20 protein-coding genes are annotated in these 17,512 nt (G+C 69.6%); 12 read left to right on the forward strand and 8 right to left on the reverse strand.

Features of this window, described 5'->3' with window-relative positions; translation table 11 throughout:
- Positions 1 to 65: 65 nt before the first annotated feature.
- The 3 genes from AB0H62_RS49115 to AB0H62_RS49125 are packed head-to-tail and all read right to left on the reverse strand — an operon-like array spanning position 66 to position 2,478.
- A complete protein-coding gene (locus tag AB0H62_RS49115; protein ID WP_360592798.1) occupies positions 66 to 431 on the reverse strand; it encodes an STAS domain-containing protein in 366 nt (121 codons plus the stop codon).
- Positions 428 to 1,675 (reverse strand): SpoIIE family protein phosphatase, encoded by a 1,248-nt coding sequence (locus AB0H62_RS49120; RefSeq protein ID WP_360592799.1) that lies wholly within the window; start codon positions 1,673 to 1,675, stop codon positions 428 to 430. The genes AB0H62_RS49115 and AB0H62_RS49120 overlap by 4 nt, the downstream gene beginning before the upstream one ends.
- Positions 1,675 to 2,478, reverse strand: a complete 804-nt coding sequence (locus AB0H62_RS49125) for an alpha/beta hydrolase (protein ID WP_220240292.1) — start codon at positions 2,476 to 2,478, stop codon at positions 1,675 to 1,677. The genes AB0H62_RS49120 and AB0H62_RS49125 overlap by 1 nt, the downstream gene beginning before the upstream one ends.
- Positions 2,479 to 2,688: 210 nt before the next feature.
- Between AB0H62_RS49125 and ligD the strand changes: the two genes are divergently transcribed.
- Entirely contained in the window at positions 2,689 to 4,683 is a 1,995-nt protein-coding gene (ligD, locus tag AB0H62_RS49130; protein WP_360592800.1) for a DNA ligase D, read from the forward strand.
- Positions 4,684 to 4,782: 99 nt separating this feature from the next.
- On the opposite strand, the gene AB0H62_RS49135 is transcribed toward ligD, so the two are convergent.
- On the reverse strand, positions 4,783 to 5,253 hold the full coding sequence (locus tag AB0H62_RS49135) for a hypothetical protein (protein WP_360592801.1): 471 nt from the start codon (positions 5,251 to 5,253) through the stop codon (positions 4,783 to 4,785).
- Between the two features lie 94 nt (positions 5,254 to 5,347).
- Here AB0H62_RS49135 and AB0H62_RS49140 point away from each other — a divergent pair, with 94 nt between their 5' ends.
- The gene (locus tag AB0H62_RS49140) at positions 5,348 to 5,548 is read left to right on the forward strand and encodes an ANTAR domain-containing protein (protein ID WP_360592802.1); all 201 of its coding nucleotides are present in this window, start codon (positions 5,348 to 5,350) and stop codon (positions 5,546 to 5,548) included.
- Between the two features lie 149 nt (positions 5,549 to 5,697).
- On the opposite strand, the gene AB0H62_RS49145 is transcribed toward AB0H62_RS49140, so the two are convergent.
- On the reverse strand, positions 5,698 to 6,426 hold the full coding sequence (locus AB0H62_RS49145; protein WP_220240290.1) for a TetR/AcrR family transcriptional regulator: 729 nt from the start codon (positions 6,424 to 6,426) through the stop codon (positions 5,698 to 5,700).
- An 88-nt stretch (positions 6,427 to 6,514) separates the two neighbouring features.
- Between AB0H62_RS49145 and AB0H62_RS49150 the strand changes: the two genes are divergently transcribed.
- The 3 genes from AB0H62_RS49150 (at position 6,515) to AB0H62_RS49160 (ending at position 8,781) form a co-directional block, all read left to right on the forward strand.
- On the forward strand, positions 6,515 to 7,375 hold the full coding sequence (locus AB0H62_RS49150) for an SDR family oxidoreductase (protein ID WP_220240289.1): 861 nt from the start codon (positions 6,515 to 6,517) through the stop codon (positions 7,373 to 7,375).
- A 168-nt stretch (positions 7,376 to 7,543) separates the two neighbouring features.
- Positions 7,544 to 8,221, forward strand: coding sequence for a hypothetical protein (locus AB0H62_RS49155; protein ID WP_220240288.1), 678 nt, complete (start codon positions 7,544 to 7,546; stop codon positions 8,219 to 8,221).
- 71 nt (positions 8,222 to 8,292) lie between these two features.
- Positions 8,293 to 8,781: a hypothetical protein gene (locus tag AB0H62_RS49160; protein WP_220240287.1), complete on the forward strand. Its 489-nt coding sequence runs from the start codon at positions 8,293 to 8,295 to the stop codon at positions 8,779 to 8,781.
- 96 nt (positions 8,782 to 8,877) lie between these two features.
- Here the strand turns inward: AB0H62_RS49160 and AB0H62_RS49165 are convergent, their stop codons facing one another.
- Positions 8,878 to 9,306 carry a hypothetical protein gene (locus AB0H62_RS49165; protein WP_220240286.1) on the reverse strand — a complete coding sequence of 143 codons (429 nt, stop codon included), beginning with the start codon at positions 9,304 to 9,306 and terminating at the stop codon, positions 8,878 to 8,880.
- 46 nt (positions 9,307 to 9,352) lie between these two features.
- Here AB0H62_RS49165 and AB0H62_RS49170 point away from each other — a divergent pair, with 46 nt between their 5' ends.
- A complete protein-coding gene (locus tag AB0H62_RS49170; protein WP_220240285.1) occupies positions 9,353 to 9,520 on the forward strand; it encodes a hypothetical protein in 168 nt (55 codons plus the stop codon).
- Positions 9,521 to 9,562: 42 nt separating this feature from the next.
- Here the strand turns inward: AB0H62_RS49170 and AB0H62_RS49175 are convergent, their stop codons facing one another.
- Entirely contained in the window at positions 9,563 to 10,993 is a 1,431-nt protein-coding gene (locus AB0H62_RS49175) for a PucR family transcriptional regulator (protein WP_220240284.1), read from the reverse strand.
- A 96-nt stretch (positions 10,994 to 11,089) separates the two neighbouring features.
- Between AB0H62_RS49175 and pxpA the strand changes: the two genes are divergently transcribed.
- The 5 genes from pxpA to AB0H62_RS49200 are packed head-to-tail and all read left to right on the forward strand — an operon-like array spanning position 11,090 to position 15,285.
- Positions 11,090 to 11,812: a 5-oxoprolinase subunit PxpA gene (pxpA, locus tag AB0H62_RS49180; protein WP_220240283.1), complete on the forward strand. Its 723-nt coding sequence runs from the start codon at positions 11,090 to 11,092 to the stop codon at positions 11,810 to 11,812.
- An 11-nt stretch (positions 11,813 to 11,823) separates the two neighbouring features.
- Positions 11,824 to 12,060 (forward strand): acetyl-CoA carboxylase, encoded by a 237-nt coding sequence (locus AB0H62_RS49185; protein ID WP_220240282.1) that lies wholly within the window; start codon positions 11,824 to 11,826, stop codon positions 12,058 to 12,060.
- A gap of 3 nt (positions 12,061 to 12,063) precedes the next feature.
- Positions 12,064 to 13,413: an acetyl-CoA carboxylase biotin carboxylase subunit gene (locus AB0H62_RS49190; protein WP_220240281.1), complete on the forward strand. Its 1,350-nt coding sequence runs from the start codon at positions 12,064 to 12,066 to the stop codon at positions 13,411 to 13,413.
- On the forward strand, positions 13,410 to 14,315 hold the full coding sequence (locus tag AB0H62_RS49195; protein WP_255637978.1) for a carboxyltransferase domain-containing protein: 906 nt from the start codon (positions 13,410 to 13,412) through the stop codon (positions 14,313 to 14,315). Before AB0H62_RS49190 ends, AB0H62_RS49195 begins: the two co-directional genes overlap by 4 nt.
- Entirely contained in the window at positions 14,305 to 15,285 is a 981-nt protein-coding gene (locus tag AB0H62_RS49200) for a biotin-dependent carboxyltransferase family protein (protein ID WP_360592803.1), read from the forward strand. Before AB0H62_RS49195 ends, AB0H62_RS49200 begins: the two co-directional genes overlap by 11 nt.
- 10 nt (positions 15,286 to 15,295) lie before the next feature.
- On the opposite strand, the gene AB0H62_RS49205 is transcribed toward AB0H62_RS49200, so the two are convergent.
- Positions 15,296 to 15,811 carry a hypothetical protein gene (locus tag AB0H62_RS49205; protein ID WP_220240279.1) on the reverse strand — a complete coding sequence of 172 codons (516 nt, stop codon included), beginning with the start codon at positions 15,809 to 15,811 and terminating at the stop codon, positions 15,296 to 15,298.
- A gap of 1,047 nt (positions 15,812 to 16,858) precedes the next feature.
- On the opposite strand from AB0H62_RS49205, the gene AB0H62_RS49210 reads away from it, so the two are divergent.
- Complete coding sequence (locus tag AB0H62_RS49210; RefSeq protein WP_220240278.1) at positions 16,859 to 17,206, forward strand: hypothetical protein; 348 nt, start codon at positions 16,859 to 16,861, stop codon at positions 17,204 to 17,206.
- The last annotated feature ends 306 nt before the right edge of the window (positions 17,207 to 17,512 follow it).

The raw sequence follows: 17,512 nt of genomic DNA on the forward strand, positions 1-17,512 counted from the left end.
GCCGGCGGCAGCGCGCACAGCCACGACGGGCGTGGCCGACGACCGGGGACGCGGCCACTGCTCGGTCACTGGCCGGAAGCGCTTGTGGCCCACGCCTTCCGAGCGTCCTCGGTGGTGGGATAGGTCGTGAAAAGCTCGGCCAGCCCGATCGTTCCGAGCGTGCGGGCGAGGTAGCCGGGCACCGCGGCCAACGCGATCTCCGCGCCCGCAGCGACAGCCACATTGCGAGCCGCGATCAGCACCGAGATCCCGCTGGAATCGCAGAACTGCAGGCCGCTCAGGTCGATGAGCAGTTGCTGAGCGGCCGACGGGGCGAGGAGCCGGACGGCTTCGAGGGCGTCGGGAGCGGTGGCGGCGTCGAGCTCTCCGCTGAGCTCGAGCACGGGGCCCGACGCGGTGTCGCGGGTGGTGACGGCGAACTCGATGGTCACGGCTCCTCGTCTCCGGTGCGCGGGATGCTCAGGGCGAGTAGGGCGGTGTCGTCGTCAACGCCGTCGGCGAAGCCAGCGAGCAGGTCGGTGATCGCGGCCACCACCGTCGTCGCGGTGGCCGGGGCGAGGGTCGCGGCAAAGTCGCGCAGCTGCTCCTCGCTATAGCGGACGCGAGCGCGGGTGCGGGCTTCGGTCAGGCCGTCGGAGTAGAGCAGGAGGGTGTCCCCGGGCCCGAGGTGGCGCTCGACGGCGGCGAACCGCGCGTCGGGCAGCGCGCCGACCAGCTGACCACCGGGCGTGTCGAGCAGCTCGGCGGCGCCGTCGTGGCGGATCAGCAGTGCGGGCGGGTGCCCGCCCCCGGCGAGGATGACGGTCGCGCCGCCGGCGTCGGGCACGAGCAGTCCGTGGATGACGGTGCAGTACCGCGGGTCGGTGCCGTGGTACTCGTGGTTGAGCACGGTGTTGAGGTTGCCCAGCACCGTGACGGGATCCGGGTCGTAGACCGCTGCCGCGCGCAGGGTGTAGCGGGCCAGCGAGGTCACTGCGGCGGCCTCGGCGCCTTTGCCGGACACATCACCCAGGAAAAATCCCCAGGTGCCGCCGGTCAGCGGGAACAGGTCGTAGAAGTCGCCGCCGACCTCATCGGCCGACGCGGGGTGGTAGTACGCGGCGACGTCGAGGCCCGGCACGACCGGCAGCACCGGCGGCAGCAGGGTGCGCTGCAACGTCGTGGCCAGGCGCTGCACGCGGTCACGTTCGCGCTCGGCCTCCTGGCGGGCCCGCAGCAGCTCCTGCTCGTAGGCGCGGCGGTCGCTCGCGTCGAACACGGTCGTGCGGATGAGCTGGGCTTGCCCGTCGGAGCCGAATTTCACCACCGAGGTGACCAACACCGGCAACCGGGTCCCGTCGGCGCCCTTGAGTTCCAGGGCGATCCCGCCGACCTCGCCGTGCATGCTCAGCAGCGGCGCGAAGTGCGTCTCGTGGTACAGCCGCCCACCGACGGTCAGCAGGTCGGCGAACCGGCGCCGCCCCACCAGCTCCTCGCGCCGGTAGCCCAGCCAGCCCAGCAGCGTGGTGTTGATCTTGGCGATCGTGCCGTCCATCAGCGTCGACAGGTAGCCGCACGGCGCGTGCTCGTAGAGGTCCTCGGCACTGTCCTCCAGCAGGGCGGAGAACGACGCGCTCACACCGCCGACGTGCTCCCCCTCTGCCCCACCGGCGACGTCGCCGGTCTCGCACATCATCAACCGGCTTCACCGACGAAGGCCGTGATCGCGGCGGCGGTCGCCTCGGGCGCGCTCAGCTGCGGGCAGTGCCCCGTGGCGTCGAGGGTCACCAGCACGCTGCCCTCGATGTGTTCTTGGACGTAGCGCCCGACCTCGGGCGGCGCGATGGCGTCCTGGGTGCACTGCAGAACCGCCGTGGGCACGGCGACCTTCGGCAGGTCCGCGCGATTGTCGGACAGGAACGTGGCCTGCGCGAAGACCCGCGCGATCGCCGGGTCGGTGCGGCAGAAGCTGTCCTTGAGCTCTTCCCCGAGCTCCGGTCGCTCCGGGTTGCCCATGATCACCGGCGCCATCGCGCCCGACCAGCCGAGGTAGTTCGCGTCCAGCGAGTCGAGCAGCTCGTCGATGTCGGCGCGGCTGAACCCGCCGCGGTAGTCACCGTCGTCGAGATAACACGGCGACGGCGTCAGCAGCACCAGCTTCGCGAACCGCGCCGGCTCGCGGTTGGCGGCCAGCACCGCGACCATCGCGCTCACCGAGTGCCCGACCAGCGCCACGTCCCGCAGCTCCAGCTCCGCGCAGACATCCAGCACGTCCTGCGCGTACCCCTCCAGCCGGGAATAGCGCGGCTCCGACCACGCCGAGAGATCCGACCCGCCGGAACCGACGTAGTCGAACAAGACCACCCGGAACCGCTCCGCCAGAGCCGGCACCACCAGGCGCCACAGGTTCTGGTCGCACCCGAACCCGTGCGCAAGCAGCACCGTGGGCCCGTCGTCCCGGCCGGTCACGGTCACGTGGTTCCTGCTGCGCACGTCCACCGCCTCATCCTGTCACCAGATCCCCCCGCGCGGCTCGTCCGGCCACGGCAAGCCGCGCGGGAGTCACAGCACGTCGGCGAGTTCCGCGAGGAGCGCCGCCTTCTTCTTGGCCAGCCTTCGCCAACCCAGCCGTTGACCAGCACAAACACAGTAAAGCCGGGTCGAACGGGTTACCGTCAGGAGGTCGCTGCGTGCGGATGGAGGGTCGGCATGGCTGCTCGCGACCGGTCTCGCGTCCCGGCCTGGGTCGAGCCGATGCTGGCCAAAACGGATGGTGGCCGGCTCCGCAGCGGTCCGGAATGGACCTACGAGTACAAGCTGGACGGCTACCGCGCGGCGATGCGGATCGCGCCGGACGGCACCGCGGTGCTCACCAGCCGCAACAACATCGACTTCACCGCCGAGTTCGCCGACCTCGCCACCGTGCTCGGCCCCGCCCTGGACGGACGCTCCGCCGTACTGGACGGCGAGGTGGTCGTCTACGACGAGGACGGCCGGATCGACTTCGAGCTCATGCAGGAACGCCGCGGCCGCTACACCAAACACGCCGGATCCCTCCGCCACGACGAACCGTTCGACGACCTGCCCGTCCGGTTCCTCGCCTTCGACCTGCTCCACCTCGACGGACGCAGTCTATTGACCGAGCCCTACGACGAACGCCGCCGGCTCCTGACCGGCCTGCCGATGCCCGACCGGCACCGGGTCGCCGTCGTGCCCGCGGTCACCTTCGACGAACTCGACGCCGACCACCGCACCCCCGCCCACTTCCTCGCCGACGCCGCGCACGCCGGCTACGAAGGCCTCGTCGCGAAGCTGCGCAACTCCACCTACATCCCTGGGCGCCGTCCGGACTCGTGGCTCAAGCACCCATTCATCCAGACCCAGGAAGTCATCATCTGCGGCTGGCGCCCCGGCCAACGCAGCTTCTCCGGCACCCTCGGCGGCCTGCTACTCGGCGCCCACGACCCCGACACCGGCGACCTCGTCTACCTCGGCGACGTCGGCACCGGCTTCTCCCAAGCCGCCCGCACCGACCTCATGGCCCAGTTGCAGCCCCTCGAACGCCGCACCCACCCGTTCGCCGCGACACCACCGCGGGAGGACACCACGCGTGCCCGGTGGGTCGAACCCCGCCTGGTCGGCGAGATCGTCTACCGCCAGTTCACCCGCGCCGGCCGTGTGCGCCACACCGCCTGGCGCGGCCTGCGACAGGACAAGAAGCCCGCCGACGTCCTCGCGCCCAGACCGAGCCACCACGACGAGCCGTCGCCGGCACCGTCCCCTTCCGCCACCGAGCAGCTGGTACAAGTGGGCGATCGGCGGCTCAAGCTGTCCAACTTGGACAAGGTCCTCTACCCGCACGACGGCTTCACCAAAGGCGAGGTGATCAACTACTACGCCCGGATCGCACCGCTATTGCTCCCGCAGCTTGCCGGACGTCCGGTCACCTTCATCCGCTACCCCGACGGCGTCGAAGGCGAAAGCTGGTTCGAGAAGAACCTCCCCCGCGGGGCTCCATCATGGCTGCACACTGTCCAGCTTCCGAGCACCGGTTCGCGCAGCGGCCGCGGCCCCGGCACGATCAGCTACCCGCTGATCGACGATCTGCCGGGCCTGGTGTGGGCAGCCACCATGGCCGCCCTGGAACTCCACACTCCACAATGGACCGTCGATGCCGACGGACAACGGCAACTGCCGGACCGGCTCGTGTTCGACCTCGACCCCGGACCCGGCACCACCGTCGTCGAATGCTGCCGGGTCGCCGAGCGACTGCGCGCCATCCTGACCGCGGACGGACTCACCCCCTTCGCCAAAACGTCAGGCTCGAAGGGAATGCAGCTGTACTGCGGAATCTTTACCGATCACGCAGTCGCTCCGGCCGCATATGCGAAAGAGCTGGCGCAGCAACTCGTTGAGGAGACCCCTGAGACCGTCACCGCCGTGATGGCCAAAGCTCAGCGAAACGGAAAGGTTTTCATTGACTGGAGCCAAAATAGCCCTACCAAAACCACGATCGCCGCATACTCGCTGCGAGGTCGCGACCAGCCGACTGTCTCAACTCCGATCACATGGGACGAAGTTTCCGCTTGCCGTCAGGCCCACCAGCTCGCGTTCACCGCTGATGACGTGCTGGATCGAGTCAACGAGGTCGGCGATCTCCTGCAACCTCTACCCAACACCACCGCGCCAGTGCCCGAGCGCTAGGCACGGGTGTGGGCCGCGAAGCTCGGACACACGTCGGCCGAGGCCGACCACCGGCAAACGGGACGAGCCTTGCCGAACTCCGTTTAGCTCACAGGCAGCTCAGATCCACGTCCGTGGAAGCGGCACGTTCCCCCGCTCGATCGTCGATACGCTGCGGTGCGGCCGCCCCATCGCCCACGCTGCCAGTTGGGCCGCGGTTCCCTGGAGGGTGATGAGCAGCGCCTCCTGCGGCCCGACGGTGAACGTTCTCGTCCGGTCGGACGGGACGAGCACGAAGCCGGCGATGGACTCGCCTGCCTTCCACCGGCGATCCCAGCCCGCGAGGACGTCATCGAGGAGTGCATCGAGCAGTTCGGGCGGGAAGTCGTTGAAGCTGCCGCCGTTGTCGAGGTCGACGGCTTGGACCCAGACCTCTCGTGTGTCGATGCGACGCTCAGGGCCATCGTGGATGCCGCTGTGGAGCATGTGACCGGCACCGAGAACGCCGGGATCTTCCTCGTGGAGGGTGGCAGGGTTCGCACCGTAGCCGCCACCGCAGAGATCGCGGCCATGGTCAACGGGTTCCAGCACCGCACAGGCCAGGGTGTCTGGACGCGATCGCCCAGCACGGCGCTTAACCTCTACTCCTCGCAGATCGACGCATTCGACGCAGGAGGACGGGCGTGTGTTCGCCACGCACGCCGCGATCGCGCCGGCCGGCGCGCACACCGAGGCCAATCTGCACGCAACCCTCGAAAACCGCGACGTCATCGGCATGGCCAAGGGCATCCTGATGCAGCGCCACGACATCGGAGCCACCGAGGCTTTCCGCCTTCTCGTCGAGACGTCGCAGACCAACATGAAGCTCCACCAGATCGCCGCATAGCTCGTCGAGCACCGCCCCGAGCTGTAGATCGACGCCGCCGAACCAACGATCGCGAGCATGCCGGCGGTGAAGCCCCTCCGTCGGCGCTCGCTGTGACCAGCTGCTCGCGCGGCCGCAGGCGGCCACCTTCAAGAGCGACGGAGGCGAGCTCACGCCTGCGGCGCGCTGCGGTCCACCGCTAGACGGGCAAGCCACTCGAGCAGCAGACGCTGCTCGGCGTCACTCAGGACGTCGGCGTCGTCGGGAAGGGCGGCGCGCAGCGCGCGAGCCGCCGGGGCGGGGCCGGGCTCACCGGCGGAGATCGTCGGTTCGGCGCGGGTGACGGCCGCGACCATGGACTCGCGGAGCACGGTCAGCAATGTCGGATTGCGGCGCTCTGCTGGAGTCGAGTTCCAGGTGATGACCGCGCCTTGGCCGGTGGCCTGGATGATCTGAGCGGCCAGGTCCTCGTCAACCCGGAGCCATCCCCCGGCCGCCAGTCTGCGCACCCGGTCACGGAGGATCTCGAGGCCAGCACGGTGCGCCACGTCCGACATGCGGCCAGTGGCCCTGTTCATCACGGCGAACAACTCGGGGCGCGAGACTCCGAACTCCACCACCATGTCCCAGCCGCGACGCAGCTCCTCCACCGGGTCCTCTGGCGCAGGGTCGAGCGGTACGCGCTTGCTCTCCAGGAACTGCGCGTAGCCCTGCTCGGCGACTGCTTCCAACAGCCCCTCCTTGTCGCCGAAGTGGCGGTAGATCGCCGGTGGCTGCATCCCGGCCGCGGCAGCGACTGCGCGGGTACTCACCGCGTCCGGCCCGCCACTCTCCAGCAGCTCGATGGCCGCCCCAACGATGCGATGGCGAGGGCTGTCGGTGGCGTCTCGGGCAGTCATGAATCGATGATATCGGATACTTGCTTCCACTGTTAGTTTCGATGTTACTGTTACAGTGATTCCACTGGAAACAGCATTGGGAGAACCCATGATCATCGTCACCGGAGCCAACGGAAAGCTCGGCCGTCTGACCGTCGAACACCTCCTGAAGCGCGTTCCCGCCGAGCGGGTCGGCGTCAGCGTCCGCGACCCCCTCAAGGCCCAAGATCTCGCCGACCGTGGCGTCCGCGTCCGGCAGGGCAGCTTCGACGACCCCGCGTCCCTCGCGCACGCCTTTGAGGGCGCCGAGCAACTGCTCCTCGTGTCCCTCGACCGCACAGGCGAGGAGTGCGTCACCGGCCACCGCACCGCCATCGACGCCGCCGTGCAGGCCGGCGTCGGCCGCATCGTCTACACCAGCCAGATGGGCGCCGCCCACAAATCTCTCTTCCAGGCATGTCGCGACCACGCCGAAACCGAGGACCTGTTGCACGCCACCGGCCTGCCCTGGACCGCGCTGCGAAACGGCTTCTACGCGGCCAGCGCCCTGCAGTTCCTGGAGTCTGCCCGCCACACCGGCGACGTCGCCCTCCCCGCCGACGGCCCCGTCGCCTGGACCGGCCACGACGACCTCGCCGAGGCCACGGCAGCGATCCTCACCGACGATGGCCGCTTCGAGGGGCCCACCCCACCGCTCACCGGCCCGGCTGCGCTCGATTTCGACGCCAGCGCCGAGATCGCGGCCCAGGCGACCGGACGAGCCTTCACCCGCACCGTCGTCCCCGACGACGCCTTTCGTGAGCAGGCCTTGGCCCACGGCGCCCCCGCCCCGATCGCCGACCTCATGCTGAGCATCTTCGCAGCGGCACGGAACGACGAGTTCGCCGCCGTCAACGCGACTCTGGCCGAACTGATCGGCCGACAGCCCGCCACCTTTCGCACACTGCTGGAGCGCGCCTGGGCCGAATAGAGCCGGTGGGCGCGCACCCGCTGCCCTGCGCGCCCCCCTCGGGGCCTCTACCCCGCACATCCCGCCTGCTCGACCGGGCGCAGATCAACGGCATCGCCGATCACCCGTTGGAACACACGCCGCGTCGCTACAACGCGTTCCGCCCCGTGAATACCGGATTCGGCTCGATTGAACCTGACAACTATCTTCCGGCTGGAGTACTTGAAACTGCCGGACTCGCGGCGAGTACTGCAAGGCCGCGTGCTGCAGCTCCCCGACGCGTTCGGGTGCCTGTGCCACTACCTGTTCGTCGGCCTGCCCCGAGAACTCGTCCGCGTGGCGCGCCAGATGGTCACCGCTTCGGGCTCGCTCGCGGACATCGCGCGCCGACTGCTCGACGAGGAGGTGCGCGACAAGCGCGGAGCCCTGCGCACGGTGGTGGCCCGCCGGACGTACGACGACGTCCTCGTGAGCGACCTCGTTCGCCACATCGACGCACACGCGATCGCCGACCAGTCGGCACTGGTGCACGCCGCGGCGCACCCTCCGATCACGACCGTCGCGACAGCCGACACCGCGCCGTTGCATCGGCCGCAAGTGGAAACGCTCGGTCACCTCTACTTCCTGGGCACCGTGCTGGAGGTGTTCGGGCCCGACTTCTCCCCGGCCGACCTCGAACGAGGGAAAACCGAAGGCGACGCGTCGTTCGACACTCTCACCTCGGTGCGGCAGCTGTTTCCCGTCAACGCCCGGCTGGCCTGGCTGACGGTCAGCGCCTTCCGACAGGCCTGGAATTTCGCCGTTGTGCCGCCGCCTGATCTTCGGAGCGGCGCTGCCGCAGGCCTAGCGGTCGAAATCGGGGCATAGCGGACGGGGCGTGGTCACGGTTGCGCACAACCGTTGACCCAGCACTGAGTCGGCCTGTTTGATTCCCGATCATGCGTCGAAGAGAGCCGGTCATCGCGGGGGTCGCGGCCGTGGCGGGTGGAGCGGTTGTCGCGGTGGTAATGGGATTCAGCGGCGGATCGGTGGCGCCGCAGCCGGTCGCGCCCGTTGTGGTGGCGAAGCCGACGCCGCCGGTCGTGGTGCCGAGTCCGGTGGTGCCGGCGGTGCAGCCCGGCGCGAGTTCGTCGAGCGCCGCGCCCGCCGTCCACGTCGCCGCCGCGCCGGTGACCAAGTCGCACGCGGTGGCCCAGGCGCCCGCGAGCGACGAGGCGCCGTCGGATCGGGTCCGGGATCGCGTCTACCAGCAGCCGCTCAACGCGCGGCCGCAGGGACAGGTGACAGGCCCGGGCATCGTTCCGCAGAACGGCACGAAGACCAAAGACACCGGCCCGTCCGACGAACCGGTGACGACGCCGACGCCGTTGCCCAATCCAGCGGCCACTCCGCCGACGTTCACCCCGCCGGTGCAGCCGGGTCCGTGACGCCGCCATCCGAGCGCCTGCCTGCACCGCGACCGGGAAATCGGCAGCCGCGGCGCAAGACGTCGGTGGAGTTCACCTCGACGAGCGAGTCGTGCCCTAGGTTCGCAACGGTGTGCGTGAACGCCAGGTGGTCGTCGTCGTAGAAGCGGACGGAGCCTTGGGCGAGACTGCCATCAGCAGGGCGGCGGCCGCAGCGAAGACGGAGGCGCTCAGCGGCGCTTCCCAGCCGAGGGACAGCGCCATCGACGGTGCGAACACCAGCAGCAGCCTGACGTTGTCGTCTTGCAGTCGGGGTTGCCCGAGCGGGCGGTGCCGCTGGCGTTCGTGGGGCCGCCGTTCCGGTCGGACAAGCTGCGGCGGCTCGTACTCCGCACCGAGCAGCGCGCGGCCGGTCACCCGCCGGCCGACCGCGAGAGCGTGGACGTCACGGGACTGCTCGACGAACCCCTCGCGATCGACGCACCGCCGACCCGGTGTGGGCCGAGTTCTGGTGGCGACCTGCGCGAGGACCACCCGGCGCCGCACTCGTGGAGGTCGGGGACGTGGACGAAGAGCTGCCAGGGCGGGCACCTTGACCACCGCGGCGGCGCCGAGCCACTTCCCGCGGTCCGGCGTCGCGTACGTGTCCCTCACCGGGCTTCCGCCGAGTCGCGCCGCGCTGGCGTGGCACGCCGACGAGACCGACCCGGTCTGCCACGCGTTCATCGAAGCCGCGCGGGAAGTGGCCGCGCGCAGCTGAGTGCCTAAACCGGACAAGCGCGGCTGTGCACTCAGCACAAGCTCACGCCAGCCGCAGGGCCATCAACAGCGTCGCACGGACGTGCCCGTCCTGCAGGTCGAGCACGAGCAGCTCCCGGATCCGCTTCAGCCGGTACGCGAGCGTGTTGCGGTGGATGAACAGCTCGGCGCAGATCGCCGGTGTCGCGCCGCTGTGGCGCAGGTACGCCTCGAGCGTGGTCAGCAGCTCCTCCGATCGCGCGAGCGGCGCGACGAGCCGCTGGGCCAGGCTGATCGCGCCGGGGTGGCGCAGCGTGTCGACCACCGCGTCGAAGTCCAGCTGCGGCGCGGCGCGCACGCCGGACGGACCCAGCGCGCGCCGGCACATCCGCAGCACGAGGCCGAGTTCCGCGGCGTTCTCCGCGGTCGCGACCACCGCAGACACCGACCGCGCCTGCCCGAGCGCCGCGCGCGCCGCCGACAGCAACTGGGCGGGCTCCAGCGACTCGCTCTGCAGCAGGATCGTCGAGAGGTCCGGCTCCTCGACGAACCGCATCGCCGAGAACTCCCCCGCCAGGATCACGCGGGCACGCCACGACACCGACCGCAGGTACGTCGTGGACATCCCCGCTTCGGCTTGCAGCACGACAACGCCCGTGCGCTGGTACGGCTCCAGCTCGGCGTCGCGGGCCAGCGCGATCAGATCGGCCGTCGGCACGGCATCGTTGCCGTAGACGGCTTCGGTCAGCCGGCCCGCGTTGCGCGAGTGCGCGACGCCCGCGGAACCGAGTGTGGTGCTGAGCTGCATCGACACGACGGCGGCGACGGGCGCGAGCAGCGTCCGGATCGTGGTCTGCGCATCGGTTTCCTCGACGACCAGCCGGAAGCGGTCGCGGTTGCTGCCCGGCAGCGTGAACTCCGTACGCGCCGCGAGCGCGCCCTCGCCACCCGCCGCGAGTAATGTCGCGCCGGTCGAGTCCTGAATGGACACCCGAGCGCCGACGACCTCGCTGATGCGGTGCAACACGTCCTGCATCGTGCCCTGATCCGCCGCGATGCGCGTGCAGTCGTCGGCCAGCTCCGAACCACGGCGCAGGGCTTCGTAGCGCTCGGCCGAAAGGCGGTCCTGCACGTCGCGCTGGACGAGCACGAACGGCACCTGGTCCGGGATCACCAGCAGTGGCACCCCGCGGTTCTCGCACGCGACCACGAGCCCTTCCGGCAGCGCCGCGTGCGCCGGCCCGAGCCCGAACGCAAGCGCCGCGATGGGCACGTTCGCGAGCCGTTCCACGTAGGCGTCCCAGATCCGGACGTCCGTGACGTTCAAGGCCATCCCGGACGTCAGCATCAGCGCGCCCGGGGTGAGGAACGGCGACGGGTCGATCGACTCCGTCGGCGCGCACCACGTGATCGGCCTCGCCAGGGCGCCGGGCGGGCCTTCGACGCGGATGTCGATGCGGCGCTCGGGATCTTCGAGCATATCGGCAACACGCACCCGGGCAGCGTAGAGCACTCAGCACAACCCAGCCCAGACGATTAGGTCACTCTGACCAATGTGCCCGCCACCACATCCTGCCTACTGTTACCCACCATGACCGCGACCCTGAATTCCGACATGGGCGAAGGACTCGGCCTGCACAGCTTCGGCAACGACGAAGCGCTCCTCGACCTCGTCGACGTGATCAACCTGGCCTGCGGCTTCCACGCGGGCGATCCCGACGTCATGAACGCGACCGTCGCCGCCGCCGTCGCGCACGACGTCCGCATCGGCGCGCACCCCGGGCTGCCCGACCTGACCGGCTTCGGCCGGCGCCGCATGGTCCTGACTTCCGAAGAGGTCGAGTCGATCGTGCTGTACCAGGTGGGGGCGCTCACGGCGTTCCTGACCAAGCACGGGGCCCCGCTCAACCACGTCAAACCCCACGGCGCGCTCTACGGCATGCTCGCCAGCGATCCCGAGCTCATGGCCGGTGCGGCCCGCGCGGCGAAGGTCTTCGGCGTACCGTTCTTCGGCATCGCCGGCACCGCGCACGAGACGGTGTGCGCCGAGCTCGGCGTGCCGTTCGTGGCCGAGCTCTACGTCGACCTGAACTACGACGACGAGGGCAACCTGATCATCCTCCGCCGTCCCGGGCGCACCGACCCGGCCGCTGCGGCCGAGCGCGTCGGCCGCGCGCTGAAGGGCCGGCCCGTGCTGTCGGTCGGCGGCGCGGAGCTGGACATCCGCTTCGACAGCGTCTGCGTGCACTCCGACGCCCCCAACTCCCCCGAGGTCGCCGCGGCCGTGCGCGCCGTGCTCGACGAGAACCAGTGAAAGGCAGGTCCGTGTCCGACATCCTCTCTCCGCTTCCCGGCATCTTCTACACGCGTCCCGGGCCCGACAAGGAGCCGTTCGTGCAGCCCGGCGACCGCATCGAGGCCGGCGCCGCCGTCGGCATCGTCGAGGTGATGAAGCAGTTCACCGAGATCCGCGCGGAGACGGCGGGCACGGTCAAGTCGATCAACGTCGTGGACGGGGGCACGGTGACACCCGGCGAGGTCCTCGTCGTGGTGGAGGACTGACGCGTGCGCAAGCTCCTCATCGCCAACCGCGGCGAGATCGCCGTCCGGATCATGCGCACCGCCCGCGAGCTGGGCCTCACCACCGTCGCCGTGTGCAGTGAAGCGGATCGCGATTCGCTTGCGGCGCGGACCGCCGACGAAGCCGTGGTGATCGGCCCGCCGCCGGCCCGCGACAGCTACCTCGACCAGGACGCCGTTCTGAAGGCGGCGCGCGACACCGGCGCCGACGCCGTGCACCCCGGTTTCGGTTTCCTGTCCGAGAACGCCGCTTTCGCGCAGGCCGTGCTCGACGCCGGGTTCACGTGGGTCGGCCCAGCGCCCGACGCGATCCGGCTCATGGGCGACAAGGTCGCCGCCCGCGAAGCCGCTCGCAAGGCGGGGGTGCCGGTGCTGGCCGGTTCCGGCGGACCGCTCGACCCCGACGCCGACCCGCTCGCGGTCGCCCGCGAGGTCGGTTTCCCGTTGGTGCTCAAGGCGTCCGCGGGTGGCGGCGGCCGGGGCATCCGGCTCGTCACCGATCCGACCGACTTCCTCTCCGCGCTCGACCTCACGCGGTCCGAGGCGCGGGCGAGCTTCGGCGACGACACGATGTACCTGGAGCGGTTCGTCGAACGCGCGCGCCACGTCGAGGTGCAGGTGCTCGGCGACGGCGAACGCGTGATCCACCTCGGCGACCGCGATTGCTCGATGCAGCGCCGCTCGCAGAAGGTGCTCGAGGAGGCCCCCGCGCCCGACCTGCCCGACGAGGTCCGCGAACGGATCCGCCACTCGTCGATCGATCTCGCGCAGGCCTGCCAATACCGCGGGGTCGGCACGGTCGAGTTCCTGTACGACCCGGTGCGCCGTGAAGCGGCATTCATCGAGATGAACACGCGCCTGCAGGTCGAGCACCCCGTGACCGAGCTCGTGACGGGCATCGACCTCGTCGAGCAGCAGCTGCGGATCGCCCGCGGCGAACCGCTCGGCCTGGCCCAGGACGACGTCACGTTCACCGGGCACGCCTTCGAATCGCGCATCAACGCCGAAGACCCCGACCGCGGGTTCATGCCGAGCCCCGGCACGGTCGAAACCCTGACGTGGCCGTCCGGCGCGCGGGTGGACAGCGGGGTCGAGGCGGGTGACGCGGTGGCGCCGTACTACGACTCGATGATCGCCAAGCTGATCGTGCACGGCCCCGACCGCGCCGCAGCGATGGCGCAGATGACCGAGGCGCTGCGCGGCGTCGAGATCACCGGGATCGCGACGACGATCGGCCTGCACCTGACCCTGTTCGCGCGGCCCGAGTTCGCCGCGGTCGAGCACCACACGAAGTTCATCGAAACGGCTCCCGGACTGCTGAAGGAGACGGCGTGAGCGCACCGCAGACCCTGCCCGCCCAGGCCCGCTACACGTGGGGCGGCGACGAGTTCCTGTTCGTCGAGATCGCGGAGGAGATGAGCCTGCCGGGGAACCTGCGGGCCATGGGCATCGCACGCGCGCTGGCCGCGAAGTCCCTCGACGGCGTGGTCGACATCTGCCCGGCCAACGCGTCGCTGCTCATCCGCTTCGACCCCGACGTGGTGGCGCCGGCCGACCTCGAGACCACCGTCCGGGAGCTGGAAACCGCGACGCAGCGGCAAAGCAGCACCGTGCTGTCGACCCGGATCATCGAAGTCCCCGTGTGGTACGACGATCCGTACACCCGCGAGGTCGGCGCGCGGTTTCGCGAGGGGTACCACCAGGACCCGAGTGGCAATGACCTCGACTACGCGGCGCGGATCAACGATCTCGACGGCGCGGCCGAGTTCATCCAGCGCCACCACACGAACCCGTGGATCGTCTCGATGGTCGGGTTCGTCGCCGGCCTGCCGTTCCTGTTCCAGCTGGTCGGCCGCGACAAACAGCTGGAGGTGCCAAAGTACCTAAGCCCGCGCACGGACACCCCGAAGCTGACCGTGGGTCACGGCGGGTGCTTCGCCTGCATCTACTCCGTGCGCGGCGCGGGCGGCTACCAGATGTTCGGCATCGCGGCGGCGCCGATCTTCGACCCGGCGCAGAAGCTGGCCGACTTCGCCGATTCCATGGTGTTCTTCCGGCCCGGCGACGTCGTGAAGTTCACGCCGGTGTCCGAAGAGGAGTACCGCGCGATCGAAGCCGAAGTGGCAGCAGGCACGTTCCGCTACCGGATCGTGCCCGTCGAGTTCGACACCGAGCGGGCCGTCGCCGACCCAGAGGCCTACAACGCCACCCTGCTGGAGGTGCTCCGTGGCAAGTGAGCGCGCGATCGAGATCAGCCAGCCCGGACTGGCGACGACCGTCCAGGACCGCGGCCGCATCCGCTACTACGACCTGGGCATCCCGCAGGGCGGGGCGCTCGACCAGTACTCGGCCGAGCTGGCCAACGCGTTGGTGGGCAACCGCGACGGCGAGGCGCTGCTCGAGTGCACCTACCTCGGCCCGGTCCTGCGCGCCCACGGCTCGCTGGACGTCGCGGTGACCGGCGCGCCGGTGCCGGTGAAGGTCAACGGCGAGGAACGTCCTCAGTGGACCCGCCTGGCACTGGCCGACGGCGACGAGCTGTCCTTCGGTTACATCGGCGGCGGCTCCCGCTACTTCCTCGCGTTCTCCGGTGGCATCGACGTGCCCGCGGTGCTGGGCAGCCGCTCGACGTACCTGCTCGGCGCCCTCGGCGGGTTCCGAGGGCGGAAGCTAGAGCCGGGGGACGTGGTGCCGATCGGCGCGCCGGCGAACCCGCCGCCCGGCGACACCGTCGCCGAGGAACACCGGCCGGTTTTCGGCCCGCAGCAACAGGTCCGCGTGATGTTGGGGCTCTACGACCACCGCCTCACCGAACGCGGCCTCGCCAACCTGACCGAGCAGGAGTGGACGCTCACCCCGGTCGCCGACCGCGCCGGCCTGCGCTACGACGGCCCCGGCGTCGAGTGGCGCGAACGCGTGCAGCCCTTCGGCGCCGGCTCCGACCCGTCGAACATCGTCGACGCCGGTTACGCTGTGGGCTCCATCCAGATCCCCGGCGGCACGCAACCCATCATCCTGCACCGCGACGCCGTCTCCGGTGGCGGCTACGCGATGGTGGCCACGGTGATCAGCGCCGACATGGACGTCGTGGCCCGCGCCGCGCCGGGCACGAAAACCCGCTTCGTCCCCGTCGACCTCGACACCGCGCTGGTCGCCCGCAAGGACCGCGCGCAGCGCCTCGCGGCGGCGATCAGCTCGCTCGGCTGAGCGCCTCGGGTCACGAGCGGACCCGCCGTTCTGGGCGGACCAGCGACACGGCCGTGTCGACCGCTGCGGCCACGTCGTCATCCGGCGGGTAGAGCAGGGACCGGCCGACGATCAGGCCGCGGACGCCGGGCTGCGCGAGAGCGGCGCGCCAGGATTCGTAGGGCGAGAGGTCGTTGACCGCGCGGCCCTCGACTCGGCGGGTGAGGATTGGCTCCAGTATCGCGACGACCCCGGCGCGGTTGAGCTCGGTGACGGCACGGCCGCAGGTCTCGAGCGTGGCGACGGTCGCGGGGTCGCCGACGTCGACGCGCGCCAGCATCTTCGCGGCTTCGAACCCGGCGTCGATGGTGCCGCGCACGTCGTAGCCGGTCATGCGGTCGTCCATTTCGAACACGGATCCGGCCAGGCCGCCGCGGTTCATCGAGGAGACGACGACCAGCACCCACGACCACGCCGACCACCCGCAGTTGCGCGTCGTTTCGTTCGGCTTCGGGCACGGACTACCGCCCGAAGCCGGCCTCGTCATCGACCTGCGCGAGTGGTTCCGCGACCCGCACGTCTCTCCGGAACTTAGCCGACTCGCTGTCCCTGTGCCACGGGTCGCCGGGTTCGGTCGCCAGCCACGTGAGCGCGAACGCGCGTGCATCATCGGTCAGCTCAGTTGTTTCGAACAAAACTTCACAGTGATGCAAGGATACGTCAGTGGCAGCACGTTCTATACCACGGGAAATATGGGCGCAGTGACCGCGCGCTCCTGAGGGAAACAATGAAACAGATGCCGAGGTTCATAGATCCGAGCGCTTCAACTCCTCGCGGTTACGTCGCACCGGAAGTCTGTGAAGTTGTCAACGGGCGCGCAGCCTTGGACGAGGTCGACAATGCCGCGACAGTTTTCGCCGGTAAAGGATCCGTCCGTGCAAAACGGTGTGCGGAGTAGATACCGGCTATTCGTCCGATGGAAGCCGGATGGTTCAGCATGGTGACAGTGGCGGCCCTGTCGAGGTGCACGACACCACGGGTGGACTCGTCGTTCTCGGCGTGATCAGTGCGGGCAACGTCGGAGACGAAACAATCCCGAACCGGGCAACCATGTCGTCTTCTCTGATGCCCAGTTTGTCTGCCAGATCAATGTTTGCTAAGCCGCCTACACTTGACCCATGAGCCCGCGTCGAAAAGTGTCGGCACCAGTAAGATCACGTGTCCGGTCGATGGCGGCGGCCCTCGTCACCGTCATCGCGCTCAGCACTGCCGCGTGCAAACGCGATAGCGATCTCCATCCAGTACCACCGGTAACCAACACGGTCTCGACCGTGGTCACAACTCCCTGACGCTCCCGAAGGGGGCGGTGCTGCCGCACCGCCCCCTTCGGAACCAATCTCGAACGACCGGTCCTGCCCTGCGATCATGTTGCGCAACGTAGACCAAGCACCGGCGGCGTTGGGGTACTCGGGCGGGCAGCCAGCATTACCGTATCCAAGGCGACGTTCAGAACCGAATTCGGCGTTGGTCGGAGTTTTGCACAGCTCGCCGAACGCACTGTCCCAACCCAGACCGACATCGCAGCGTCAACAACATGGAACCGCTCGCGCCGGGCGACGCCAGCCAGATCCGCGGGTCCACAGTGCACCTGACCGTCTACGGCGACACGATGATCCGGACCGGCGAAGGCGTGCAGCGGCTGGACATCGGTGACTGGGAAGGCTCGGCTTGCGACCCAGGCACGCGAAGGGACTCGCTGGGCGAACATCGGACACCCGCAGCGCAGCAGAACAGGACGCTCGCCGGTTCGCCCAGCGACTTCGGCAAACTGACCAGAACCCCGCCTTTTGAAGAACGGGCGTGCGCCGGCGGGCGGATTCAACACCCTGGCAAGTTCTTCCCGGATCCGGAAGCCTCAGCGGCCACGCGCACTCGGACTTGATCCGCTCAGCACCCCGCGCATCCATGCCATGTGACGGCACAGGTCGGGACCGTGAAAGTTCCGACTGCGGCCGGAAAAAGCCGCCACCGCACAAGCCCGCCCCAGGTATGAACGGACCACCGGCGCAACGGGACTCTTACCCGAGCCCGAGGTGCCGCGCACAGTCGCCAGGCGGATCGCGTCCGATCCCGTTGGCGCCATCCCCACCAGCCTAGTGTCGCGTGTCTGAAGTAATTTTACGGTTGATTTTGGTGATGATGTCGTCGTCGGTGGCGGTCCAGGTGAAGGGTTTGGCGCGGTCGTTGT

It is taken from the genome of Amycolatopsis sp. NPDC050768 (genome assembly GCF_040654155.1).
Lineage (GTDB): Bacteria > Actinomycetota > Actinomycetes > Mycobacteriales > Pseudonocardiaceae > Amycolatopsis.

Coding starts and splice junctions, on each gene's coding strand:
- AB0H62_RS49210 (WP_220240278.1), top strand. CDS start 16,859: ATGGAACCGCTCGCGCCGGGCGACGCCAGCCAGATCCGCGGGTCCACA.
- AB0H62_RS49145 (WP_220240290.1), bottom strand. CDS start 6,426: ATGACTGCCCGAGACGCCACCGACAGCCCTCGCCATCGCATCGTTGGG.
- AB0H62_RS49160 (WP_220240287.1), top strand. CDS start 8,293: ATGCGTCGAAGAGAGCCGGTCATCGCGGGGGTCGCGGCCGTGGCGGGT.
- AB0H62_RS49205 (WP_220240279.1), bottom strand. CDS start 15,811: ATGACGAGGCCGGCTTCGGGCGGTAGTCCGTGCCCGAAGCCGAACGAA.
- AB0H62_RS49150 (WP_220240289.1), top strand. CDS start 6,515: ATGATCATCGTCACCGGAGCCAACGGAAAGCTCGGCCGTCTGACCGTC.
- ligD (WP_360592800.1), top strand. CDS start 2,689: ATGGCTGCTCGCGACCGGTCTCGCGTCCCGGCCTGGGTCGAGCCGATG.
- AB0H62_RS49120 (WP_360592799.1), bottom strand. CDS start 1,675: ATGATGTGCGAGACCGGCGACGTCGCCGGTGGGGCAGAGGGGGAGCAC.
- pxpA (WP_220240283.1), top strand. CDS start 11,090: ATGACCGCGACCCTGAATTCCGACATGGGCGAAGGACTCGGCCTGCAC.